Here is a 23371-nt window from a genome sequence, read left to right on the forward strand (position 1 = left end):
GTGAGCCGTTCCATCTTCGCGAGCGGGCGGCCGTCGCTCTCCGCGTTCCGTTTCGAACGGGTCGCAGTACGGGAGGACATCGAGCACGGGCAACGTGTGATCGCCGGGGCCTGGCGGCGCATCGCCACCGGCTACCAGCGCGTCCTGCCGCTGCCCGGACCCGTCACCGCGAGCCGCGTCCACATCAGGATCCAGTCCTCCCGCGCGAAGCCCCGCCTCGGACGGACCACGCTCCACCGGGCCACCGACTGAGCCGACACGCAGCCTTGAGCCACACGTCCCAGTCGACTGCATCCTGGAGAACTGCGTCAAACTGGATGCCGAACCCCCGGACCCCGACTGCGCGGTGCCGTCCGGAGTCCGACGCAAGTGGCCGTTGCTGCTACGCCAAGATCGGGTGTGACTACCCCCTGAACATCGTGACAGGGCAGAAGTCGGCTGCGGGGTCGGCGGCGAACAAGCACGACAAGTGCACCAAGGAGAAGTGCGGAGAGGGTGAGCCGGTCGACGTCGCAACCGGCGAGCCACCTCCGGTACCACGACCCGGATACGGCTCGATTCCTCACCCCGGACCCGCTTGGTCTCACTCCTTCGGACAACCACCATGCGTACCCACGAAACCCGATCCGGCTGACCGATCCGCTCGGGCTGGCTCCCTACGACCTCGAACCCGAGTCGGAGAAGATCGCGGACCATGCCAACGGTGAAGCGCTCCGCCCCGACGGCAACGGAACGTACTACGTGCGAGGAGTCGACCCCAAGGCCCTGAAGTCCTACGTCGACGGAGTGATCAACGAACGCATACCAAATATCGAACCGAAATACGGACTGCGAAATGGCCGAGAGGCATTCTGGGACCCGGAAAAGGAGGCCGTGGTCATCGTGACCCGGTGACGGGGGAACCGTGTTCACCCCTAAGAATGGATACTCCTATTTCGAGGAACTGGAATAAGATATGTCCGAGCAGAATCGCCGCAGCGTCAGTCTCTCCTACTCGGAGTTCACGAGGCTTTACTCCCTGACGCGCGAACTCAATGAGTTCCCCGCCGAGAGACTGCAGGGTTTCGGATGCGATGCCGAACAACTGGATGATCTGTTGTCGCGGCTCAGGAGTGCTCGTCGGAAGTCCAAAGAGTATGGGGAAGCCAACCGTTTGACACTTGTCTTCTCGACGGCGCTCCCTGAATCGGACGCCGCACCAGCTCTTGCCACCGACGGAGACACCGACCCTTGTGCGGCGCTCGCCCACATGACCGTCACCGTTCCCGCGAGCGTCGCGCAGTGGTGGGCCCCTGCGGTGCGCTGGATCCTCCATGCTCACAGTCCGCGGGAGATGTCCCTTCGCACTGGCTACTCAGCCGATGAGCTGCGCGAAGCACTGGAAACCTTGCCGGACTGAGACCGATTCGTGCCTGGCCTTCTCACGGAGAAGTGCCGACGGCGTGCCGGGCGGACACTGAGGCTGAGGACGGTCTGACCGCCGCTGGAGGTCAGTCGGTCAGGGCTGCGAATGACGGCGGGGCGGCGCGAGCGTGTACCGCTGGCTGGCGTTGGGCGAAGGCCAGTTGGCAGCGGACCCTTTCTCCAACCCGGCGGATGGGCCCACAGGGGTGCTGTCATCTGCGACGTCAGCTTCCAGCCACGGTGCAACTACCAGAGGACTCTCCGACCGCGGCTCCTCCATTTGCAACTGAGCTGGGCCGATGCAAGAACAGTCTGCGGATTCCAGCGCCGGCTCGTAGCGGAAGACCTCGCCGTGGCCATGAAGTTCAACCACGCACAGGAGGTCGCGACGGCTCACGCCATGACCAGCCTCCTCGCTGCCGACCGGGTCGATACCCGCGAGGACCTCCACGCCTGGCTCGATCATCAGGCCAATCGCGCCGCTCTGCGCACGGTGAAGGGAGTGGGGCCGAAGAGCATCGACCACATAGGCAATCTCGTCGGCCGTTCGCACGTCGCCGTTGACGTACGCCTGCGTGCCTTTGCCGTGGATGCTGGTGTTCCGGACCTCCCATAGGCCCAGTTGCGCGCCGTGTATGAGGAAGCCGCCGCGCTTCTCGGGCACGACAAAGGCGGGCTGGAGCATGCCGTTTGGCGGCATAGGTCGAAGGCCACGTAGCCACCCAGCGGGCCTGGCCGTTGTAGGTGCGGTTGCAGCAGGCTGATCTGCTCGCCGTGTTCGTGGACCTTGTCTCACGACGGTGACCTGCGAGAAGACGGGAGAGATGCCCAGAGTGCGGCTGGGCAGATCGATGCCGGGCGGGTAGACAAGCACACGAAAGCTCCTGGCGGACCCGTGATCTTGGTCGTGAACCTTCTACCAGGAGCTTTCTTCATGCCCGCCGCCGGGGCTGCCAGCCCAACCACCAGTGAGCGCGCCTGGCAGGCTCTGCGGTATGGAGTGGAGCTTCGAATTGCACGGGGGACCGCGGCCGGGTTGAGTACCCTACTGCTGTTGCTCGTTGCGCTCATGTGGCTGCCGGGGGTCTTGCCGCTAACGGGCTCGGAGTGGCCGATGGTGGCGATCGTGGTGCTTCTCTTCCCCATCTTGATAGCTGCTGTGGAGCGCCCGTCCCCCGACCGCCCAACCGGATCAGACGCCGGACAGCGTCGCCGCCGGCGACTGGAACCAGGCGCCGTGGGAGAACGGCTCCGGCGGGCCCACCTCCATGCCGAGTTCGGCGGCGGCCAGGGCATAGTCCCCCTCGTCGAGGGGAAGGGCGAGCAACTCGTGCAGTTCTCCCACGAGGCGGGCGACCAACTGCGGGTTGGTGGTGTCGGCGTAGTCGGTGACCGCTGCGTCGTGGTCGGGGAACTCGTCGACGATGTCCTGGGAGAACCAGCCGCCCAGCAGTTGCGCGGTCTCCGGGAAACGCGCGTGCCACTCCCAGTGCGTCTGCGGGGCCGATGGCTCCGGGACGTCGCCCTCCTCGATGCTTCTCTTCAGGCGGTCGGCCAGCAGCATCAGCCAGTCGCCGATGTCTGACTGGGGCTTACCTGTGTCCGGGATCGAGTAGAACTCGCCCAGCTCCTGCCGGATGCGGCCCGGAGGATTACGGCTGTACTCGCGCAGCTGTCGCTCCGCTTCCGCGACGGCCGCAGGGCGGTTATGCCAGGTGTGACGGAGATACGCGTCCAGGGCGCGACTGCGCCGCTCCGGGGTGTCGTCCGCCGGCTGACCCAGATATGCGCGCATCACCTGGTCCAGCTCGCCGTACCGCCGGTCGTGTTCGAGGGGCTTCATGGACATGTGTGTGACCCCTACAGGTAGAACGGGACGGTCGTGTGGACGACGAAGCCGAGCGGACTCGTCACCTCGCGGCGCAGCACCACGCGCGCCGAGCGCACGTCGACGGGGCCGCGCCCGGCCAGCAGGTCGCCCTCCAGTTGGACCCGGCCCACGGGCTCCTCACGGGACGGCCAGGCTGCCTCGAGGGTGAGGCGGGCCCGGGTGTTCTGGGCGAGCCAGCGGTGGACGGCCTGTTCATTGGCGGTCACAACCTGCTGGGTGGCCCACTGGGCGGTCTCCCGGTCGGGATAGGAGGCGGAACGGGTCAGCACGGGGGCATCCTCTCAAATTGCCTCGTCAGGAGCCGAACTCCTGAGGGTGGCGGGCGGTTCAGTAGTCGGCGAAGTTCCAGAACATGCCCACCTCGGTGTCCGAGACGACGATCAGGCCGTAGTCCTCCGAGTACACGCTCAGCGGGCTGTACGCCCAGCCCGACGATGTGAAGTCGAGCGTGCCGCTCACGTGACCGGGCTTGTTGACGTTGGTGTGGAAGCTGGCGGAGTCTCCGTAGCGCGTGAGGACCGTGCGCGCCATCGCCCGGAGATCCGCCTCGCTTTCGGCGAAGCGACTCAGGTTGGACAGGGTGCAGCCGTCGTCCGTAAGGGCGAGGAGCAGGTTCTCGGCACTGTCCCGATCGATCTCCTGGAGGCGCCTCGCGATGTACTCCGGCGGGTGGGCGACGAATGGATGCGTGGGGGACGCCTCGCGCTCCGGGTTCTGAGCCGCGTCATCGAGACCGGTCCAGCCGCGGGGGTCCGGGGCCCGTGCCATCAGAGCCAGGACGTCGAGGACCCAGTTCTCGTGGCGACGCGGGCCCGTGGCGTCGTACGGGTACGCGTCCTCGTACAAGTGGCGTACCGCGGCTTCCCAGGACGTCTGGTCGACGGACATGTGGTGCTGGCCTTTCTCGGCTTTCGCTAGGACTTGGAGGGCATCGACGTCATGACAGTGAACGGAGGGTTGCGGCCGCTGTCGTAGCGGATACGCGTGTCGACGCCGCTCACGTCGTACGCCTTGGCATCCAGACCGCCCTGCTTGTACCCGGACAGCGGGTCGTTGGGGTCCACCGGCTGCTTGCTCACGCTGCGGCCACTGGTCTCGCCGCTCGGCACCGTGTCGTAGAACGACTTGACGTCGCCGTCGGAGGCTGGCGAAGGCCCCTTGATCCATGCCTCGATGGCGGCCTTGTTCGTGTTGAGGTTGCGCTCGGTCAATTCCTCGGCACGCTGGTAGTTCGGGAAGGCGGAGGAGCCGCTGGGCATCGGCTGCGGTCATCTCCTGGGGGTACGGGTAGCGGGAGTCCTTCCAGGCGCGCGCCGCTCTCGCCGTGAACACGATGTGCTCCTCCGAGGCCTTGGTGAGAGCTTCGAAAGTGAGCACGGCATCCGATCCCAAAGAAGGGATCTCGCTCCAGGCGTCGCATGTGGCCGCCCGCCCGCTCCCGCCCTTCGACAGGCCCAGGTACTCGTTCTTCCAGTAGTCCCGGTTCTGATGCAGGGCCTCAGCGGTGGCGGCATCGTCTCGCGCCTTGTCGCGTTCCTCCGTGCAGCTCTGTGCCATGTTTTCCCAGGACGTGGCGTCCTCTTCGAGTATGCCGAGGCCGCCGTCGACCTCAACCGCGATGTCGCGGACGAGCTCCACCGCGCACAGGTGCAGTCCCACACGGTTCACGATGAACCGCTTCTCCTCGGAGTCGAGCGCTCCAGGTACCCACACTCAGGGTAGCGAACTAAGGAATGGTGTCTGACCTGGGCTTTTCCGGGACTCGACCAGGTCAGCGTCTTTCCGATGACGCACCATGTGGAGTGCGCGGCGATCCTAGAGCCTGCTGCAAAGGGCGTTTGACCTGTGGTTTTGTGGTCAGGGTGGGTTGCTCGACCTGCTTCGCTCCGTGATCCGGGTCGAGCAGGCGACATGCCCTTCCAGGCCACCTGATCTGCGAATTCATGAGGGATGGGATTGCAGCGGCGACGTCCTCAGACTCTCTTCCGGAAAGTCTTGACGCCCGGATGCTGTCCGCAGCGGAGGGCTGAATCTGCCGCACCTCCCAAGGTGTGGCAGATGGGGGCGGTTCACGTGTCGAGGCCGAGGAGTTCGCCCTTGGGTCAGGCATCCAGACGGCCAAGCGGCCAGACGGCCACACCGTCAGATCGCCAGCCGCCCAGCCCCCAGCCGCCCAGCACGTCAGCCGGTCGCGAGGGCGGCTGATGCGTCGATCAGGGCGAGCTGGCCCGGGCCCGCTCTCCGGGTGCGGGCCTGTTCCACGAAGCGGCCCAGTTCCGCGCGGACCGTGGCCGAGTCGATGCGCCTGATCACGGGCATCGTGACCTCGACGATCTGGCAGGCGTCGTCGAGGCGGTCGGCGCCCGCCAGGGCCGTCGCCTGCCGGATCGCGAAGCGGGCCTGGGAGTTGCTGTCCGACGGGGCGGCCGGACGGAGTTCGCGCTCGGCGGCGAAGAGGTCGGCGGCGGGCTCGAAGCGGCGGAGGCTGAGCATGCACGTCGCCTCGATGAGGCGGGGGCTGCCGTTCTCGACGCGCGGGCCCCAGTGACGGGTCCGGTCGCCGACGGCCTCGGCGGCATGGCCTCTGAACCGCTCCAGTGCCTCCCGGCACGCTCCCGCGTCGCCACGGCGCGCGTGTGCCTGGGCCGCGCGTCGCGCGGCGTGCGCGCGGATCACGGGGGTGGCCGCCGGATGCCCGGCCGCCCGCTCGGCGAGCTCGATCGCCGTACCGGTGTCACCGCGGTGCTGGGCGATGAACGCCTTGCGGACCAGGGCGTACGCGGCCACCGTCTCGTCCCCGCCCTCCGCGCCCCAGCGGACGGCGAGATTCGTCCAGCGCAGCGCCTCTGCGGGATTTCCCGCCTCCTGCGCCATCCACCCCGTGTATTCGGCGAACCGTGACGCCAGCAGCCAGATCTCGACGCGCTGCTCGCCGACGGCGTGCGGAGCGGCATCCGTCAGGACCCGGGTGATCGACTTCATCGAAGCGGTGACGAAGCTCGGTCCGGTGGACCTGCCGATGTTCCGCAGCTCCCACAGGACCCGCTCGTATCCGGCGACCACGGGGCCGGCCTCGACGACCTCCTCGGCCCGGGCGCCGCGGCGGCCGGCCCCCGCCAGCTCGACGAGTCCGCCGCCGGTGCCGAGGGCCGCGTCGCAGGCCGCCGCCACGGCCGGCGTCGGGTTGCGCAACCCGCTCTCCAGGTTGCAGATCTGCCCTTCGGACACGTTCGCGCGCCGGCCGAACTCGCGCACGCTCCACCCCCGGCGGGCCCGGAGCGTGGCCAGGACGACGCCGAAGTCGCCCGGTGGCAGCCGCAGGCCGGCCGGCCCCCTCGCCGGGGCCGTCCCTGCCGCGCTGTCCGCCGGATCCATACCCGTCAGCGTACGGAGCCCCGTGGCCGCTATTCAATCCCCGGCGAATAGCCTCCGGACGCGTACCCCGCCCCTAGGGTGAGCACCATTCAGGACGTCAAGGCGTCCCAGAGAGGGGGCAATTGTGCCGCGCATCTTCCTCAGCTTTCGCAAACCGGACTCCCGGTGGATGCGAAACCGCGTCTACAGCGTGCTGTCCGACCGCTTAGGCGCCGACGAGCTCTTCAAGTCGGGCCGGTCGATCCCGCCCGGGGCCGATTTCGCCGAGATCCTGCGGCGGCAGGCCGCCGAGTGCGAGCTCATGTGCGTGCTGATCGGGCCGGGTTGGCTCGACGCGCGGGGCGAGGACGGTGTGCGGCTCCTGGACCGGTCCCACGACTGGGTCCGCCTGGAGATCGCCACGGCGCTGCGGGCGGGAAACCGCGTCGTCCCCGTCCTTCTGGGTGACGCGACGATGCTGCCCGACGCCTCAGCGCTGCCGGCCGAGATCGCGTCGCTGGCGCGTCTGCAGTTCCTCCGCGTCCCGGAGACTCATCTGGCCGACGGGCTGGCGCACTTGGCCGACGCCGTGACCGCTCTCCTGTCCGGCGCCGGCGTGATCCCCGCTGCCAGCCCTGACCCCGACCCTGCCACCGGACCCGGACCCGGACCCGGACCCGGACCCGGACCCGGACCCGGACCCGGAACCGGCCCCGGACCCGGAACCGGCCCCGGCACGTCGCCCGCCGCCGGTCCGGAGCCGTCGATGACCATGACGGCCCATGTGTCCGGGGGCGGCAGCGCCTACCAGGCGGCCCGTGACCAGACGATCAGGCCGGCTTGAGGGGCGGACGATGGATCATCCCGGAGCGGACGGTGCTCGTCGGACCGGCCCGTACACACTGCTCGGACCAGGGCGCCCGGACGGGGGGAGCGAAGTCTTCGCGGCCCGCACGGACGAGGGGCTCCTCGTCACCGTCACGGTCGTGGGGCCGGAACTCGCCACGGACCCGGGGTTCCGGGACCGGTTCCGGGCCGGGGTCGAGGTGGCGCGGACGCTGTCCGGCGCCTTCCTCCTGCCGGTGGTGGATGCCGACGCCGACGCGCCGGTTCCCTGGGTCGCGACCCGGTTCACCGCCGGGCTGTCGCTCCGGCAGGCGGTGGACCGGCACGGCCCGCTGTCCGAACCGGCCCTGCGGATGCTCGCCGACGGCCTCGCCCGCGCGCTGGCCACACTCCACGCGGCCGGTACGGCCCACGGCGCGGTGAGCCCGGACTCGGTGCTGCTGAGCATGGACGGGCCCCGCATCACCGCCCTGGGGACGGCGGGAGGCACCGCCGGTACGGCGCCCTCACCGACGGACGACATGTCCGCCCTCGGGTCGGCCGTGCTGTTCGCGGCCTCCGGGGGCGGGCCGGACATGGACGCACTCCCCGTGTCGCTGCGGGAGGTGATCGGCGGCTGCCTGTATCCGGAACCGTCGGACCGTCCGACCGCGGAGCAACTCGTCGCCTACCTGCGCCATCAGAACCTGCCTGCCCTGAAAGGCAGTTGGCTGCCAGCGGCCGTGACCGCCGACATGGCCGCCGCGGCCGCCGCGGTGGGCTCGGCGTCCGCCGGGGGCGGCGAGCGGGGTGCGTTCCCGCCGCCGGGGACCGGTGCCGGTCCGGGTGTCAGCCGCCGCAAGCTGATCATCGGGCTGGCCGGGGGCGTGGCCGTACTCGGCGCGGGCGCGGCGGCACTCGCCTTCTCCGGCGACACGTCACCGGCCCCCGACGGCCGCACCGGGGCCACCGCGCGGCCGGCGTCCCCGTCAGGCGGCCGGTCCACCGCGGCCTCCTCTCCCTCGCCGTCCTCGGCGGACGGACCGGAACCGACCGTTCTGGCCGGACCCGACGCCGTCAAGGCCTGGTCGGGCGCCGGGAAGAACGCCCCCACCTGTCTGGAGGCGTCCGACAAGGTGGTCATGGTGGTCACCGGCAAGGCCACCTCCTTCCTGGACGCCGCGACCGGAAAGTCCGTGTTCGGCCAGATGAACACGACCAGCGAGTTCCGCACGAACAGCCAGACGTACCCCACGGCGTACGCGGACGGCGCGTTCTACCTGCTCTGCGACACACCGACCCAGTCAGGCATGCTGGCGGCGTTCGACGCCGCGAGCGGGAAGGCGAAGTGGGCGACGGCCCTCGCCTGGGTCGACCGCAGCGGTCCGCATACGGAGATGTACCGGCCCAACTACGTCGCGGCGGCGGGCGACACGGTCTACGTCTGCGGGCTGGTGACCCAACTGGACGGGAAGTTCTCGACCGACTCCCCGACCATCGGGTACATCCGCGCGTTCAACGCCGCGACCGGCAAGGGAACATGGCAGGTCAAGGGCACGGACATCAACAACGTGCTGGTGCCGCCCACCGGCCCCCACCTGCTGGCCGCCTCGGCGGTTCCCGCGAAGAAGCCCAGCCGCGTACAGATGATCGACGCCGGCCGGAAGGGTGCCCGCGGCTGGAAGGTGTCCATCCCCTCCACCTCGTACTACTTCAACCCGGGCTGGCCGATGACGTGTTACGCCTCCGGACTCTTCCTCTTCGGCGGTGGCGGCGGCGACACCCTGTTCGCCGTCGACGCGGCCACGGGCAGCGAGAAGTGGCATCAGCGCTTCGACGCGAAGAACGGGGACCAGGTGCGGATCGGTACGCCGTTCTCCAGCCCGGACGGCGCGACCGTCTACCTGGGCATCGGCAGCGACCTGGTCGCCCTGGCCACGGCGGACGGCACGCCCCGGTGGATCGCGACACTCGACGGGGCGAGTGAGAGCGGCACCTCCAACCTGTTCAACGCCTCCCTCACCCTGGGCGGCAAGAACGCGCAGTGCTCGGCCGACACCGTCTTCGCGTCCGACAGCGCCAAGACACTGTGGGCCATCGACGCGGCCACCGGAAGGGCCCGCTGGAGATACAGCGACCCCGGGCAGCCGGACGTGGGGTTCATGTGGACGGTGGGCGGCGACCACGTGTTCATCGCCTCCCACCTGACCATGACAGCGATCGCTGCCCACGGGCGGTAGGGGACAGGGAGAAGACATGGAGACGAGTGTGGAACTCGCCGGCCTCGCGTCGGCGGCCGCGGCGCGCCTGATCGATCTGCTGGCGACGGACGGCTGGGGCGCGGTCAAGTCCTCCGTCCTGGCGCTGTGGCGCACGGCGCACCCGGAGCGCGTCGAGGAGGAACTCGGCGATGCCCGGGACGAGTTGCTCCAGGCGCGGCGGACGGGCGACGACGGGGAGCTCCAGGGGCTGCTGATCGCCGAGTGGCAGGCCCGCATCATCCGGCTCATGGCCACGCGGCCCGACGCCGTCGACGAGCTGCGCGCGCTGCTCGGCCCGGAGCCCGGCACGTCCGGAACCCCGGAACAGCGGATCACGGGCTCCATGACGCTGGAGGCGCACGTCTCCGGCGGTGACGCGTTCCTGGCCGGCCGGGACATGACCGTCACCAGGGGCGAGCAGGCGTGACCGAACCCAGCACCGGTGCCCCGCCACCCGATGGGCCGCCCCTCTGGCAGCCGAGACGGCAGGAGGCGCACGTCTCCGGCGGCGGCAGCGTCTACCAGGCAGGACGCGACCTCCACGTCCGCCACGGCGACGAGGGGCGCCGGACCACGGCCGGCCCCGGCGCCGACCAGGTGCCCTGCCCGTACCCGGGTCTGGTTCCGTTCGACGCGCGGCACAAGCAGTGGTTCTACGGACGTGAGCGCATGGTCCACCTCGTGTGCGAGCGGATGGACGCCCGGATGCGTGAGGGCGGCCCCCTGGTGCTGATCGGCCCCTCGGGGGCCGGGAAGTCGTCGCTGCTCGCGGCCGGGGTGCTGCCTGCCCTGGACGACGGACGCCTTCCGGTGGCGGGTTCCAGCACCTGGCCGCGGCTGGTGCTGACCCCGACGGCGTCCCCGGCCCTGGCACTGGCGGCCGCCGCCGGGCTCGACGCCGGGACCGCCCGGCGGGCGGCACCGCAGTGGCGGACGGATCCCGAACGGTGCCTCGCCGAGCTGCGCGGGATCACCGGAGCCGGTGATCCCGTGCCCGCCGGGGAGGCCCCCGGCACGGGCCTGTTCGTCGTGGTCGACCAGTTCGAGGAGATCTTCACGGCCTGCGCCGACGATACCGAACGGCACTGGTTCATCGACGTGCTGGACCGTCTGGCCCGGCCGACGGGCGGCGCCGTCGTGGTGCTGGGGGTGCGCGCGGACTTCTACGCCGCGTGCGCGGCCCACCCGCAGCTCCGGGCGGCGCTCCGGGCCGGACCGGTCCTGCTGGAGCCGATGACGGAGGACGAACTCAAGGACGTGATCCGCCGCCCGGCCGGCAACGTGGGACTCGACGTCGAGGACGGCCTGGTCGAGGTGCTGCTGACGGACCTGGGCGCGGTCGGCGGACCGGTCGGGACCAGCACCACGGGTCGCCTGCCGCTGCTGGCACACGCGCTGCGGGTCACCTGGCAGCAGCGTCATGGGCACACGCTCACCGTGGACGGGTACCGCGTCACCGGAGGCATCCAGGGCGCCATCGCGACCACGGCGAACAGGCTCTACGACACCCTGCCCCCGCCCTGCCAGGAGGCCGCGCGGTGGGTGTTCCTGCGGCTCGTCATCGTGGGACGCGACGCCGACGACAGCCGCCGGCGTGTCCGGCACGACGAACTGCTGCGTCGCGCGCCGGACCGGGAGGCGGCCGCCCGGGTGCTGGACGACTTCACCCGCGGCCGGCTGCTGACCCGGGACCGGGACACGGTGCTGATGACCCACGAGGTGCTCATCCGTGCCTGGCCCCGTCTGCGGGGCTGGATCGAGCACGACCGCGGCGGGAACCTCGTACGACAGGACCTGGAGGAGGCGGCCGAACTCTGGGAACAGGCCGGCCGGGAGACGGCCGGCCTGTACCGCGGCAACCGGCTGGAGGCCGCTCTCGCCTGGGCGGAGACGCACGCGCCGGAACTCAGCGGCGCCGCACGGGCATTTCTGGAAGCCGCCCGCCGGCACCAGCGACGCGGGCAGCGGCTCAGGCGCGCCGCGGTCGCCACCATCACGGCCCTGGCCGTGGTCGCCTCGCTGACCGCGGTGTTCGCCTTCCAGCAGGAGTCCGACGCCAGGGAATCCGCCGCCGAGGCCCTGCGGTCCCGCGACCGGGCCGTCAACGCGGCCGTCACCGCCGCCTCGATCCAGCTGTCGGCGACCGATCCCTCACTGTCCGCCCAACTCGCCCTGACCGCCTACCGCATGGACCCGAGCCCGGATGCCGCGTCCCGGCTCATCACGACCGAGAACACACCGCTCGGTACGCGGCTCCCCGGTCCGCCCGGCGCGGTGTACACCCTGGCCTACAGTCCCGACGGGCACATCCTGGCGGCCGGGAACGTCAAGCAGAACCTCGTCCGGCTGTGGGACGTCTCCGATCCCGGCCGCCCGGTGACACTGGGGCGGCCCGTCCCCGTGGACCGCTCCGTCAACTCGATCCTGTCGCTCGCGTTCAGCCCGGACGGCCAGGTGCTGGCCGTCGGTGGCCACACCAGCCACAACGGGGACGCCGGTTCCGGCGGATTCGTCGACCTGTGGAGCCTGACCAGCCCCAGCCACCCGGTCCTGCTCGGCCGGCCGAAGACCCCCGGCGTCGAGGGCCTGGACGCCGCGACCTCCGTGGAGTCGCTGGCGTTCGCTCCCGACGGCCGGACCCTGGCCGCCGGGTGGCACGGCGGACTCGTCAGTCTCTGGGACGTGACCAGCCCCGACGACGTCAAGCCCGTGGGAGCGCCCCTCGTCCTCGGCTGCCCCGATGTCTTCTCCCACCGCATCGCGTTCAGCCCCACGGGTCACACCTTGGCCACCGCGTGCGATGACGACGCCGGCACGATCAGCCTGTGGGACACCACCGACCCGGCCCACCCCGCCCGCGGCCGTTCCCTGAAGACCGGGCATGCCGTCAACCCGCTGGGCTTCAGCCTTGACGGCCACACCCTGGCCGCCGGGTCCACCGACGGCACGGTCCACCTGTGGAAGGTCACCGATCCCGGCCACCCCACCCCCGTGGGCAAGCCGCTGAAGGGTACGGCCGAGGCTGTCATGTCGTTGGCCTTCAGTCCCGACGGCCACACCCTGGCCGTCGGCAGTGCCGACCACGCCATCCGCCTGTGGAACGTCACCCACCCCGGGGCCATCGGCACCCTCGGCCGGCCGCTCACGGGTCCCGGCAGCGCGGTCACCGGTGTGGTGTTCAGCCCCGACAGCCGCACCCTCGCCGCCGCGAACAGCGACGGCAACGTCGATCTGTGGAATCTTCCGCCGACCCGGATCATCGGCGCCGGCGGCAATGTGGCGTCCGTCGCGTTCAGCCCCGACGGCCGCACGCTGGCCGCGGGGAACCAGAACAGGACCGTCTCGCTGTGGAACACCTCCGACCCGAACAACCCGGCTCCCCGCGGCGCTCCGCTCACCGGACCCGCGGACCCGGTCGACTCCGTCGCGTTCAGCCCGGACGGGCGTACCCTCGCCGCAGGCGACAGCGGTGGCAACGTCACGCTGTGGAACACCGCTGACCCCGGCCACCCCGTCCGCCTCGAGGAAACCCTCACCGGGGCGGACGGGTTCATCTTCTCCCTGGCGTTCAGTCCCGACGGCCGCACGCTGGCCGCGGCGGGCGACGGCCAGTCCGGCAGAATCGCCCTGTGGGACGTCAGCGACCCCGCGCACCCCGTCTCCGGTCCGGTCATCTCCAACTCGCGTACGTCGTCCGTCGAATCCCTGGCGTTCAGCCGCGACGGGACGATGCTGGCGGCCGGCGGTGACGGCAGCAACGGCTCGGTGGGGCTGTGGAGCACGACGGACCCGGGGACCCGCGTCGGGCAGCCGATCAAGCAGCCCACCGCCACCAGCACATGGGTGGCGTTCAGCCCCGACGGCCGTACGCTCGCCACCGGGAACAGCCGGGGAGTCGTCACCCTGTGGGACGCCACCGACCCCAACCACCTCACGGTCAGGGGCAGTCCCTTGACCGTGCCCGGCGGCAGCCTGTGGTCGGTGGCGTTCAGCCCGGACGGGCACACGCTCGCGGCGGCCGGCCATACCGACGACGGCACCATCACCCTGTGGGACGTCACCGATCCCGACCACCCCACCGCCATCGGCCGGCCGCTGAACGTGGAAACGGGATTCGTCGCCGTCCTGGCGTTCGGGCCGGACAGCCGCACGCTGGCCGCCACGACCGACGACGGCGTGGCCACCCTCTGGGACCTGAACGTCGAGACCGCGATCAGCCGTATCTGCGCCGGGAGTTCCGGAGCCCTGACCCGGCAGCAGTGGAGCCGGTACGTTCCCCAGCTTCCGTACGACCCACCCTGCGCGACCACGTAGGAGGGCCTGGCCGACCGGATACCGGCCTTGGTAGGCCGGGTGACGGAGGGGGCCGCCGGTGCGGAGCGACCGGGGCCGGGGCGGGCAGGGGGCCCGCCCCGGTATCCGGTGTGCCCACGGTCATGACGTACGGACGGCGGCCGTGGCGAGGTCGGCGGCGGTCCAGGCCATCGCGAGGGCGCCGTCGAGGACGGCACGGTCCGCGGCCGGTGTGACGCACGCGGCCGTGAACTCGCGTTGGTGGTTGACCGCGGGTGCGCAGTCCAGCCCGAGCATGGGGTGGATGGCGGGCACCGCGTGGGAGACGTTGCCCATGTCGGTGGCGGCTCCGACGGCGGCGCCGTCCGGCAGGGAGGGGAAGGTGCGGCCGAGGGCCTCGGCGTTCGCCCGGTACAGGGCCAGCAACGTGGGGTCGGGGCGCAGGTCGGCGTAGTCGGGGCCGACGGGCGTCGTGGTGAGTTCGCACCCGGTGGCCAGCGCTCCGGCCTCGAAACAGCGCGCCACACGGGACGCGAGGGGCGCGAGCGCCTCCACGCTGTCCGAGCGGACGATCCATCGGCCACGGCTGGACTCCGGGATGACGTTCGCCGCGCTGCCGGCCTCGGTGACGATGCCCTGGATGCGGTCCGAGCCCGTGGTCTGCTGGCGCAGCAGGCCGATGGCCACCTGGGCGACGGTCATCGCGTCGGCGGCGTTCACCCCGCGCTCGGGGTAAGCGCCCGCGTGCGCGGGCGTGCCCCGGTAGCGGATGTCGAACTGCGAGACCGCGGTGCCGGGCATGGCGTCCATCTCGGTGGCGGCGGGATGCACCATCATGGCGGCGTCCACCCCCTCGAACGCCCCGCGTTCGAGCATGAGGATCTTCCCGCCGCCGCCCTCCTCGGCCGGTGTCCCGAGCACGGTGACCGTCAGGCCCAGGTCGTCGGCGAGTCCGGCGAGGCCCACTCCCGCGCCCACCGCGGCGGCGGCGATGACATTGTGCCCGCAGGCGTGGCCGATCCCGGGCAGGGCGTCGTACTCCGCGCAGACGGCGACGTGCAGCGGACCGGAGCCGACGGTGGCGCGGACGGCGGTGGACAGGCCGTAGCAGCCGTGCTCGACGTCGAAGCCGGCCGCGCTCAGCTGCTGAGCCACCCAGGTGCTGGCGCGGACCTCCTCGAAAGCCAGTTCCGGATGGGCGTGGATGCGGTGGGACAGCGTCACCAGGTCGCGCTCCGCGCCGCGGATCCGCCGCTGGATGACGGTCCTGTGATCCGTCGGCGCGGACCTCACGACGCGGTCCCGGCGGCGATGTGGACGGAGGCCGGACGGGTGGCGGCGTCGTAGGCCGCGGTCGAACCGGTGGCGCCCATGCCGCTGTCGCCGGCCGGTTCGTAGAGGCGTTCGGGGCCACCGCCCTGCCACTGGTTGATCCAGACGACGCCCACCGGCATCCGGGCGGCCGCGGCCACATGGGCGGGGTCGCGGGTGTAGACCGTGGCCGCGAGGCCGAAGCGTGAGCGGGAGGCGCGTTCGAGCCCTTCCTCGAAGGAGGGGACGACCACGACGGGGGCGAGCGGTCCGAAGGTCTCCTCCGTCATCACCGACATCGACTCGTCGACGCCGGTGAGCACCGTGGCCGGGTAGAAGAAGCCCTTGCCGTCCGGTTCGACTCCTCCCGCACGGACCGTCGCACCGCGCGCGACGGCCTCGGCGACATGCCGGCGGACCGTGTCACGCTGCCGCGCGTCGGACAGGGGGCCCATCATGACGCCCTCGTCGTGTCCGTCACCGGCGGTGTACGTCCCCGCCGCCTCCACCAGCGCCTCGACGAACTCCTCGGCGATGTCCTGGTGCACGTAGACGCGTTCCATGGACGTGCAGATCTGGCCCGTGTTGATGAACGCCCCGAACGCCACCGCCGCCGCCGTCTCGACGGGATCGACCCCGGCGTCCACCACGACCGGGTCCTTGCCGCCGAGTTCGAGGACGGCGCGGCGCAGCAGCCCGCCCGTTCCCGCACCGACCTTCCGGCCTGCCCCGACCGATCCGGTGAAGTGCACGAGCCGGATGTCCGGGTGCTCGGCCAGCGGCGCTCCGGCACGCGCGTCGCCGAGGACGAGGTTGACCACGCCGGGCGGAAGGCCGAGCAGCTCGAAGAGCCGTACGGCGGACAGCGGCGACCGTTCGGAGGGCTTGACGACCACGGTGTTGCCTGCGGCCAGCAGCGGGCCGAGCGCGCCGAGCACCATCGCCACGGGGAAGTTCCACGGAGTGATCACCGCCGTGGCACCCAGCGGATGACGCAGGACCTTCGTGCAACTGCCGTCGGGACGGCCGATGTTCTCCTCGAAGCCGTACGACAGCGCCTGGGCGGCGGACGCCTTGAGTCCGGCGACGGCTCCGTCGATGAACACACGGCCGACACCGACCGGCTTGCCCATCTCCCGGCACTCCAGCTCGGCGAGTTCGTCCGCGTGCCCGGCGACGGCGTCGGCCCAGGCCGTGACGCGCGCGACGCGTTCGGCCAACGGCAGCGCCGCCCACGCGGGCTGCGCCTTCACCGCCGCTTCCACGGCCCGGTCCACGTCCGCCCGGCAGCCCCCGGGCAGACGGGCGACGACCTCCTCGGTCGCCGGGTTGACGACGTCGAGCAGGGCGTCCCCGAGGGAGTCTCCCCAGACGCCGCCGGTCAGGTTCTGCAAGGTCTTCATCGGGAATCTCCTCCATGTGAGGGACGGATGCACGCACCGGACGCGGGCGGCCGGGCCGTGGCCGTGTGCTGGTTCCTGGGGCGTCGCAGGCGCTCGGCGTACCGGCCTCGGCCGGGGCGGCGGCCCGTGTCAGGCGATCCGGTCCGCCATGAGCTCACCCGCCATGATCGTGACCAGGTTGGTGTTGGCCCTGGGGACGGACGGGAAGACCGAGGCGTCGACCACGTACAGGCCCTCGACGCCGAGGACGCGGCACCCGCTGTCCACGACGGTGCCGGGGTCGTCGGCCGGGCCCATGCGGCAGGTGCTGGTGCCGTGCTGCGCGTCCACGACCGTCCTCAGCAGGTGGTCGTCCAGGCCGCGGTCGCTGTCCAGGACGGAGAACAGCGCCGCGTTCTCCTCGGCCGGCGACCCTTCCGTGATCGCCGCCGTCTCGGGCCGGCGCACCAGGTCGACGAGCGCCCGTACGCCGTGGCGCATGCGGCTGAGGTCCCGTTCGTCGGCCAGCATCCGCTGCCGCACCAGCGGCTGGTCGCGGGGGTCGGCGGACGCCAGTGTCAGTACGCCCCGGGAGTGGTTCTGGTTCAGCCAGACCCCGAACGCCCCGGACGCGGTGGTCGTCGCGGCGGTGGCCATCGCCAGGACGTTCTGGTTGAGCGAGACGAACATCAGGTCGTTGTCGGGGGCGCCGTCGCCGCTGGTCCACCGGACACAGACGTTGGTGTGCCGGTCGTGGGGCGTCCTGACCGCCGCCGACTCCCGCAGCGGGATCGACACCAGCGCCATCGGGTGGTCCTGCATGCCCTGGCCCACCGGCAGGACGTGGCGTACGCCGATGCCGAGCGCGCGCAGCTGCGCAGCGGGCCCGATGCCCGAGCGCATGAGGATGGCGGGGGAGTGGATGACGCCGGCGCTGAGCACGACCGTGCCGGCGTGCTCCGTCCGTACCTGCCCGCCGACGAGCAGCCGGACCCCCACGGCCCGGTTCCCGGCGAACACCACGCTCTCCACCAGGGCGTCCCCGCGTACCGTCAGCGTGCTCGACTCCCGGGCCCGTTCCAGGTAGGCGTCGTTGACCGACACCCGGCGCCCGCCCCGGGAGTTGATCGGGTAGGGCGACACCCCGTGCGCGGAGGGGGCGTTGACGTCCTCGGCCCAGCCGTACCCCGCGGCGAGGGCGGAGCCGGACAGGGCGGTGTCGACGCCACCCCACTCGTCGCGCGCCGTGCGGTGGATCGGTGTCGGCCCGCCACGGCCGTGGTACGGCTCGTCACCGAACTGCTCGTCGTCCTCCAGCTTCGCGAAGTACGGCAGGACGTCCGCCGGGGACCAGCCCGTGCACCCGGCGCCGCTCCAGTCCTCGAAGTCCGTCATCGGGGGCCGGATCGCGATCTGCCCGTTGACCGACGAGCTGCCGCCGACGCCCCTGCCGCGCCAGTACGGCGACGGGGCCTGCGCGTCGGTGCGCGAGGAGTTCAGGCCCGTCCACAACATGCCTTCGGCCGCGGTGGGATCCATCAGCGCGACCGCCGGATTGGGCGAGCGCCAGGCCTCGTGCATCTGTGCCGAACGGTAGTCGGGGCCGGCCTCCACGAGGAGTACGCTCCTGCCCTTCTCCGCCGAGCGCACGGCGAACGCGGCGCCCGCGGAACCCGCCCCCACCACGATGACATCCCAGTTCGTGCTCGTCATGCTTCTTCTCCCGCGTAGGGCGATCCGACGTGGCCTAGGTATCGGGCCGGAGAGCTTGTAATATCGACCCCACGGTCAGTTCAGTCAAGACTGAACGTTCATTTTCTACTGACTTTCCTTGCTGTCGACCTTCAGGAGTTCCGTGTCCCAGCCGGCCGAGCACGGCACAGACGACGCGCCCGACGCGCTCGTCGACGATTTCGGCACCCATGTCGGCAGGGCCATGGGCTGGCCTCGGATGGCCGGCCGCGCCGCGGGGCTGCTGATGATGAGCGACAGGCCGCTGACCCTCGCCCAGCTCCAGGAAGCCCTGGGCGCCAGCAAGGGATCGGCCTCGGAGACGACCCGGCTGCTCATCGCCAACGGCACCGTGGAGCGCTACAAGGCGGAGGGGGCGCGGCACTTCGTCTACCGGTGGCGCGACGACGCCTGGGTCGGCTGCCTGCGCCACATCGTGGCCGCGACCACCGATCTGCGCGAACTCGCGGCGCACGCCCGGGAGCGCGGCGCCGGCATGTCCGAGGAGCAGCGCGGGCGGCTGGACGACATGCACTCCTACTACCGCTTCATGGTGGGGCACCTGGAGCTGATGCTGACGGAGTACACGGCGGCCTGGACGGAGAGCAGGGACCGGGCGTGACGGGGGAGGCGGGGGCCCGGCTGTCGCGGTGAGCGGGGGACGGTCGCTGCGGCCGGCAGGGGCGGTCGTGGCGCGCGGGGGGCCGGGGCTGCGGCGGCGGGCGCGGGCAGCGCGGCGGGCCGGCTGATCCCGGGGAGTGTGTGCGGTCGTCCGGCGGGCTTCAGGGGGCGATGCGCGCGCGGTTGCCGCGCGCGTCGTCCTCCGGGGTGCCGTCCCGGTTCTTCCGCTTCGGGGCGGCGAGTTCCGTCTCCTGGTGGTTGTAGATGCCGATCGGCTTCGGTGACGTCTTCTGCTTGTTCTCGGTCACCTTCGCGCGGGTGCGGACCACCGCGTACAGGTCGGAGTCGGAGGTGGAGGCCGTCCTGTACTGCTCGTACTGCTCGGGGGAGATGTACTTGGCCTTGAAGACGCCGAGCACGGTCTCCGCGTCGAGCCCGCCCTTCACCACGACCTCCTGGGACGCCTTGGCGAAGTTCTCCGCGCTGCCGCCGCTGTCACCGAAGACGGCCGCGAGCTGTTCGGGGTCCGTGGTGTCGTAGACCCTGCCCTCCGCGATCCGCGCCTTGTCCGGCAGCTTCACCTTGGCGATGCGCGACTCGTTCTCCGCTGCCCAGGCCGCGGCCGTCTTGAGGCTGCGGGTGAAGGAGACCCAGGAGGACTTGACCTTCGCCTTGCTGCCGGCGCGGATGTGGTCGGCGGCCGACTTGGCGGGGTCGTTGCCTAGCGGCGGGCGCAGGCCGTTGCGCTGGGGCAGCTCCTCGGGTCGGAGCGTGCGGTAGGCGATGGTGGGGTCCTCGCTCTCCGAGTCACCCTCGGACTCCGCGTGGACGTCCCGGTAGCGGGGCATGATGCTGCGCAGCGCCCGCTCGGACAGGCTGTCCCGCTCGTCGGGGTGCGCGGCGCGCAGGCGGTCCAGCTCCTTGGCCTTCTTGGCCCGCAGCAGCTGGGTCGCGAGCTGGACGCGTTCCTCGGGCGAGAGGCCGTCGCTCTCCACGGACCGCTTGGAGCGCGGGTCGGTCACCGGGGCCCGCTGGACGACGGGGCGCAGGGTCCGTACGACCGCGGCGTTGCCCGCGGCGCGCTGGAGGGCGAGAAGCGCCTCGGGGCCCTGCGGGCGAGTACCCGGGCGGGGCCCCCGCGCGGGCCCCTGCCGCCCGACGTCCTGTGCGCCTCGTTGTGCTCGACGCCCCTGGGCGTACATGGACCACTCCTTGGTCGGGTCGGCGTCCGCGCAGCGTATCGGGCCGCTCCGTGACCCGAACACCCGGTCCCATCAGGCGCGTTCGCCGGACGGTGGGAGAACGACGGTACCGTCCGTCCCGGAGGAAGCCCGCTCCAGGGGCCCTTGGGCGGGCATCGCGTTCCCGGCGGAGGCCCGGTGCGGGGCGGCCCCGGCTGCCGCCCGGAGCCTCGCGCCGCCGGAGCCTTCCCGTACGTGGGCCGAGCTCAGCGGCCGAGTGCCGTCTCCCGGCCGACGCGTGACAGTTTCCCGGGGTTGCGGACGGCGTAGAGACCGGTGATGAGGCCGCCTTCGAGGCGTACCGCCAGGACGGTGTCGATCTCGCCCCCCGTACGCAGGATCAAGGCGGGGGAGCCGTTGACCTGGGCCGGCCGGAAGGTCGCGGAGGTGAGCCGGCCGAGTACGCCGGCCACGTCCCGGGCGCCCACGACGGGGCGCAGCGCGGCCCGCACTACTCCGCCGCCGTCGGTCAGCAGCACGACATCCGGGGCGATCACGTCGAGCAGACCCCGCAAGTCACCGGTCTCGACCGCCTGCTGGAAGGCGGCCAGAGCCTTGCGTGACCGGGCGGGCGACACGCTCTCCCGCGGTCGGCGGGCCGCGACGTGGGCCCGTGCGCGGTGCGCGATCTGCCGGACCGCGGTGGTGGTCCTGCCGACGGCCTGCGCGATCTCGCCGTACCCGAGGCCGAAGACCTCGCGCAGCACGAACACGGCCCGCTCCGTCGGCCTGAGCGTCTCCAGCACGAGCAGCACGGCCATGGAGACGCTGTCGGCCAGCTCGACGTCCTCGGCGACATCGGGAGAGGTGAGCAGGGGTTCGGGCAGCCAGGGGCCGACGTAGGACTCCCTGCGCCGGCTCAGCGCACGCAGCCGGGTCAGTGCCTGGCGCGTGGTGATGCGCACCAGGAGGGCGCGCGGCTCCCTGACCGTGGCCTGGTCGACGTCCGCCCAGCGCAGCCAGGTCTCCTGGAGGACGTCCTCGGCGTCGGAGGCGGAGCCGAGCATCTCGTAGGCGACGGTGAACAGCAGGTTGCGGTGGGCGACGAACGCCTCCGTGGCGGCCTCCGCGCCCCCGGTGCCGGCGCTGCGCCCGGTCACGTCCGCCGCTTGCCGGGTGGGCTCGTCCATCGTCGGCTCCTGTCTGCCACGCCTCGTGTCCGTTCCCCCACACGTCGCCGCTCGGCGCTCTCCTGTGACACCGGAGCCGAGTGGGCTGTGTCACACCGGAGTTCCGTCACACGGCTGCGGCGGCCGGCGACCCATGAGCGTCAGGACGCCGCGCGGACGATCCGCGCGGTACACGATTCCGCACGTGAGGACGTGGTCATGGAACCCCGTACGAACCTGTTCGCGAACGAGACCGGCGCCAGGATCGGCAAGCGGATCTTCGCGGTGAGCCAGGTGATCCAGGCGTCGACGCTGCCCAGGCCCACCCAGGAACTGGTGCAGCTGCGCGCCAGCCAGATCAACGGCTGCGGCTTCTGCGTCGACATCCACGGCAAGGACGCCGCAGCTGCCGGCGAGAGCGCGGCCCGGCTGAACCTGGTCGCCGCCTGGCGTCATTCGACCGTGTTCACCGGGGCCGAGCGGGCCGCTCTGGCTCTCGCCGAGGAGGGCACCCGCATCATCGACGGCCACGGGGGCGTCTCCGACAGGACCTGGGACCAGGTCCGCGAGCACTACGACGAGGACCAGGCCGTCGCGCTGGTCGCGTTGGTCGCGATGATCAACGCGACCAACCGGCTGGGTGTGATCCTCGGCAACCGGGGCGGCTCCTACGAGCCCGGAGACCTCGCCGCCATCGCCGGCTGAACCCGCACGCCGACGCCGCGGGACCGGCCCCCGGTCACCCGTTCCGGGCCGGTCCGGCGGCGAGTTCGTCCCGTCCGCCCGGGCCGTCCGGTCACCGCCGGTCGCCGTCGGGGTCACCCGGCCCGGGCCCTCGGCCCCCGTCAGCCGTCCGCACGTGCCGGCGGATCAGCAGCGCGGACGTCAGCAGACAGAGTGCGATCGGGGTCGCCGGGAGGAACAGGTCGGAGGCGTCGCCCTGCCACAGCTGCGCGTTGGTCGCCCACGCCACGGAGAGGCTCAGCAGGAAGTGGCTCAGCCCGATCGGCCAGAACGGGCGCCGCGACTCCGTGACGGCGGACCACGTCAGCAGGCAGCAGGGAATGACCAGCAGAAGGGCCGTTGCCACCAGCCGGTCGGGGTGCGGGGTGTACGAATCCGAGGCGGGGAGGAGCAGCGCGACGGCTGCCAGGAAGACAGCGAGAAGCACCCGCTCGGTTCTCCGGCCCCTGGCCTTTCGCGCGGCCCCCGGAGGTTCCGGAGGCGAGGACGGGGAACCGGAGCCCCGGTGGTCACGCCCCGGGGACGCCGGGGCGGGTTCTGCCCGGTGACCCGCGCGGCGCGTCTCCCCGCCACGCGTCTCCCCGCCGCGCGTCTCCCCGCCACGCGTCCCCCCGTCCGGGTGCGCTTCAGGTGCCGCCCGTCCACCGGTAGCCCGCGCGGACTCCGCTGCCCGCGCCCGGTCCATGACGCGGTGGGCCGGAGCGTTGCGTGCCTCCATCGATCCGTCGAGGCCGTACACGAACAGGGCGATGCCGTTCTCGTCGGCGTACCGGAGGGCCGGTGCGGCGTAGCTGCTGCCGGTGAAGAAGAGCAGCTGACGGTCCAGCTGGCGGCCCCGGGCGCCGAAGAGGAGCTGAAGCTCGGGACGGCCCACCGCCGCCGCCACGTACTTGACCTGGCCGAGCGCGCGTGCCGACCGTATGTCTATGCCGCCGTCGGGACCGCCGGGCCTGGCCCGTGCGTCGGTGTAGCCCCAGTGCCGCATCCAGGCCGCCGCGTTGTGCTCGGCATCCTGCCAGGACCGGACCGGACGTCTCTCCGGCGTGGTCGCACCGGGCTCGCGTCCCGTCCGCGTGGTCTCTTCGCTGCTCACAGCCGGGAATTATCCCAGGGGAGCGCCACTGCGGGGCGGCCGGACCCCACGGTGTCCGGCCGCCCGCCCGGCCCGACGGGGCCGAAGCAGGGGGGTGCACGCGATGTAACG

Annotated in this window: 21 protein-coding genes; 9 read left to right on the forward strand and 12 right to left on the reverse strand. The window is 71.7% G+C overall.

The features are described from left to right. From ACFVS9_RS05790 to ACFVS9_RS05800, 3 genes are all read left to right on the forward strand, one after another. Window positions 1-252, forward strand: coding sequence for a hypothetical protein (locus ACFVS9_RS05790; RefSeq protein WP_389930307.1), 252 nt, complete (start codon window positions 1-3; stop codon window positions 250-252). Between the two features lie 243 nt (window positions 253-495). After that, on the forward strand, window positions 496-894 hold the full coding sequence (locus ACFVS9_RS05795; RefSeq protein WP_383114494.1) for an RHS repeat-associated core domain-containing protein: 399 nt from the start codon (window positions 496-498) through the stop codon (window positions 892-894). Between the two features lie 61 nt (window positions 895-955). Continuing rightward, window positions 956-1399 (forward strand): hypothetical protein, encoded by a 444-nt coding sequence (locus tag ACFVS9_RS05800; RefSeq protein WP_383114493.1) that lies wholly within the window; start codon window positions 956-958, stop codon window positions 1397-1399. Between the two features lie 99 nt (window positions 1400-1498). Here the strand turns inward: ACFVS9_RS05800 and ACFVS9_RS05805 are convergent, their stop codons facing one another. The 6 genes from ACFVS9_RS05805 to ACFVS9_RS05830 all read right to left on the reverse strand — a co-directional run bounded on the left by ACFVS9_RS05805 (window position 1499) and on the right by ACFVS9_RS05830 (window position 6670). Continuing rightward, a complete protein-coding gene (locus tag ACFVS9_RS05805) occupies window positions 1499-2089 on the reverse strand; it encodes a hypothetical protein (RefSeq protein WP_389930310.1) in 591 nt (196 codons plus the stop codon). Between the two features lie 507 nt (window positions 2090-2596). Beyond that, a complete protein-coding gene (locus ACFVS9_RS05810) occupies window positions 2597-3253 on the reverse strand; it encodes a contact-dependent growth inhibition system immunity protein (RefSeq protein ID WP_389930313.1) in 657 nt (218 codons plus the stop codon). Between the two features lie 11 nt (window positions 3254-3264). Continuing rightward, a complete protein-coding gene (locus ACFVS9_RS05815) occupies window positions 3265-3564 on the reverse strand; it encodes an RNase A-like domain-containing protein (RefSeq protein ID WP_383114490.1) in 300 nt (99 codons plus the stop codon). Window positions 3565-3622: 58 nt separating this feature from the next. Then, window positions 3623-4183: a hypothetical protein gene (locus tag ACFVS9_RS05820; RefSeq protein WP_389930315.1), complete on the reverse strand. Its 561-nt coding sequence runs from the start codon at window positions 4181-4183 to the stop codon at window positions 3623-3625. Between the two features lie 26 nt (window positions 4184-4209). Then, window positions 4210-4554: an RNase A-like domain-containing protein gene (locus ACFVS9_RS05825; RefSeq protein WP_389930318.1), complete on the reverse strand. Its 345-nt coding sequence runs from the start codon at window positions 4552-4554 to the stop codon at window positions 4210-4212. Between the two features lie 922 nt (window positions 4555-5476). Further along, a complete protein-coding gene (locus ACFVS9_RS05830; protein ID WP_389930321.1) occupies window positions 5477-6670 on the reverse strand; it encodes a helix-turn-helix domain-containing protein in 1194 nt (397 codons plus the stop codon). 124 nt (window positions 6671-6794) lie between these two features. Here ACFVS9_RS05830 and ACFVS9_RS05835 point away from each other — a divergent pair, with 124 nt between their 5' ends. From ACFVS9_RS05835 to ACFVS9_RS05850, 4 genes are read left to right on the forward strand one after another with little or no spacing between them, the layout of a single operon-like run. Beyond that, window positions 6795-7493, forward strand: coding sequence for a toll/interleukin-1 receptor domain-containing protein (locus ACFVS9_RS05835; protein WP_389930323.1), 699 nt, complete (start codon window positions 6795-6797; stop codon window positions 7491-7493). Between the two features lie 10 nt (window positions 7494-7503). Further along, window positions 7504-9714 carry a PQQ-binding-like beta-propeller repeat protein gene (locus ACFVS9_RS05840; RefSeq protein WP_389930326.1) on the forward strand — a complete coding sequence of 737 codons (2211 nt, stop codon included), beginning with the start codon at window positions 7504-7506 and terminating at the stop codon, window positions 9712-9714. 16 nt (window positions 9715-9730) lie between these two features. Then, window positions 9731-10162, forward strand: a complete 432-nt coding sequence (locus tag ACFVS9_RS05845) for a hypothetical protein (protein ID WP_389930328.1) — start codon at window positions 9731-9733, stop codon at window positions 10160-10162. After that, entirely contained in the window at window positions 10159-14049 is a 3891-nt protein-coding gene (locus tag ACFVS9_RS05850; RefSeq protein ID WP_389930331.1) for an AAA family ATPase, read from the forward strand. The genes ACFVS9_RS05845 and ACFVS9_RS05850 overlap by 4 nt, the downstream gene beginning before the upstream one ends. 120 nt (window positions 14050-14169) lie before the next feature. On the opposite strand, the gene ACFVS9_RS05855 is transcribed toward ACFVS9_RS05850, so the two are convergent. The 3 genes from ACFVS9_RS05855 to ACFVS9_RS05865 form a co-directional block, all read right to left on the reverse strand. Beyond that, on the reverse strand, window positions 14170-15321 hold the full coding sequence (locus tag ACFVS9_RS05855; protein ID WP_389930333.1) for a M20 family metallopeptidase: 1152 nt from the start codon (window positions 15319-15321) through the stop codon (window positions 14170-14172). Beyond that, window positions 15318-16742, reverse strand: a complete 1425-nt coding sequence (locus ACFVS9_RS05860; RefSeq protein ID WP_389930336.1) for an aldehyde dehydrogenase family protein — start codon at window positions 16740-16742, stop codon at window positions 15318-15320. The genes ACFVS9_RS05855 and ACFVS9_RS05860 overlap by 4 nt, the downstream gene beginning before the upstream one ends. Before the next feature lie 129 nt (window positions 16743-16871). Beyond that, on the reverse strand, window positions 16872-18434 hold the full coding sequence (locus ACFVS9_RS05865) for a GMC family oxidoreductase (RefSeq protein WP_383114470.1): 1563 nt from the start codon (window positions 18432-18434) through the stop codon (window positions 16872-16874). A gap of 142 nt (window positions 18435-18576) precedes the next feature. On the opposite strand from ACFVS9_RS05865, the gene ACFVS9_RS05870 reads away from it, so the two are divergent. After that, window positions 18577-19074 carry a GbsR/MarR family transcriptional regulator gene (locus ACFVS9_RS05870; RefSeq protein ID WP_383114469.1) on the forward strand — a complete coding sequence of 166 codons (498 nt, stop codon included), beginning with the start codon at window positions 18577-18579 and terminating at the stop codon, window positions 19072-19074. Window positions 19075-19234: 160 nt separating this feature from the next. Here the strand turns inward: ACFVS9_RS05870 and ACFVS9_RS05875 are convergent, their stop codons facing one another. Beyond that, complete coding sequence (locus ACFVS9_RS05875) at window positions 19235-20275, reverse strand: hypothetical protein (RefSeq protein WP_383114466.1); 1041 nt, start codon at window positions 20273-20275, stop codon at window positions 19235-19237. A gap of 245 nt (window positions 20276-20520) precedes the next feature. Beyond that, window positions 20521-21444: an RNA polymerase sigma-70 factor gene (locus tag ACFVS9_RS05880; protein WP_389930339.1), complete on the reverse strand. Its 924-nt coding sequence runs from the start codon at window positions 21442-21444 to the stop codon at window positions 20521-20523. Window positions 21445-21642: 198 nt separating this feature from the next. Here ACFVS9_RS05880 and ACFVS9_RS05885 point away from each other — a divergent pair, with 198 nt between their 5' ends. Next, window positions 21643-22128 carry a carboxymuconolactone decarboxylase family protein gene (locus ACFVS9_RS05885; protein WP_389930342.1) on the forward strand — a complete coding sequence of 162 codons (486 nt, stop codon included), beginning with the start codon at window positions 21643-21645 and terminating at the stop codon, window positions 22126-22128. A gap of 91 nt (window positions 22129-22219) precedes the next feature. On the opposite strand, the gene ACFVS9_RS05890 is transcribed toward ACFVS9_RS05885, so the two are convergent. Next, entirely contained in the window at window positions 22220-23260 is a 1041-nt protein-coding gene (locus tag ACFVS9_RS05890) for a restriction endonuclease (RefSeq protein WP_389930344.1), read from the reverse strand. Between the last annotated feature and the right edge of the window lie 111 nt (window positions 23261-23371).

The sequence above is a fragment of the Streptomyces sp. NPDC058008 genome (genome assembly GCF_042886395.1).
Classification (GTDB): domain Bacteria; phylum Actinomycetota; class Actinomycetes; order Streptomycetales; family Streptomycetaceae; genus Streptomyces.

Bases quoted from the DNA above. Each gene is read 5' to 3' on its own strand.
- ACFVS9_RS05860 (WP_389930336.1), bottom strand. From the start codon at position 16,742: ATGAAGACCTTGCAGAACCTGACCGGCGGCGTCTGGGGAGACTCCCTC.
- ACFVS9_RS05880 (WP_389930339.1), bottom strand. From the start codon at position 21,444: ATGGACGAGCCCACCCGGCAAGCGGCGGACGTGACCGGGCGCAGCGCC.
- ACFVS9_RS05820 (WP_389930315.1), bottom strand. From the start codon at position 4,183: ATGTCCGTCGACCAGACGTCCTGGGAAGCCGCGGTACGCCACTTGTAC.
- ACFVS9_RS05805 (WP_389930310.1), bottom strand. From the start codon at position 2,089: ATGCTCCAGCCCGCCTTTGTCGTGCCCGAGAAGCGCGGCGGCTTCCTC.
- ACFVS9_RS05830 (WP_389930321.1), bottom strand. From the start codon at position 6,670: ATGGATCCGGCGGACAGCGCGGCAGGGACGGCCCCGGCGAGGGGGCCG.
- ACFVS9_RS05800 (WP_383114493.1), top strand. From the start codon at position 956: ATGTCCGAGCAGAATCGCCGCAGCGTCAGTCTCTCCTACTCGGAGTTC.
- ACFVS9_RS05840 (WP_389930326.1), top strand. From the start codon at position 7,504: ATGGATCATCCCGGAGCGGACGGTGCTCGTCGGACCGGCCCGTACACA.
- ACFVS9_RS05885 (WP_389930342.1), top strand. From the start codon at position 21,643: ATGGAACCCCGTACGAACCTGTTCGCGAACGAGACCGGCGCCAGGATC.
- ACFVS9_RS05875 (WP_383114466.1), bottom strand. From the start codon at position 20,275: ATGTACGCCCAGGGGCGTCGAGCACAACGAGGCGCACAGGACGTCGGG.
- ACFVS9_RS05825 (WP_389930318.1), bottom strand. From the start codon at position 4,554: ATGCCCAGCGGCTCCTCCGCCTTCCCGAACTACCAGCGTGCCGAGGAA.
- ACFVS9_RS05810 (WP_389930313.1), bottom strand. From the start codon at position 3,253: ATGTCCATGAAGCCCCTCGAACACGACCGGCGGTACGGCGAGCTGGAC.
- ACFVS9_RS05865 (WP_383114470.1), bottom strand. From the start codon at position 18,434: ATGACGAGCACGAACTGGGATGTCATCGTGGTGGGGGCGGGTTCCGCG.
- ACFVS9_RS05845 (WP_389930328.1), top strand. From the start codon at position 9,731: ATGGAGACGAGTGTGGAACTCGCCGGCCTCGCGTCGGCGGCCGCGGCG.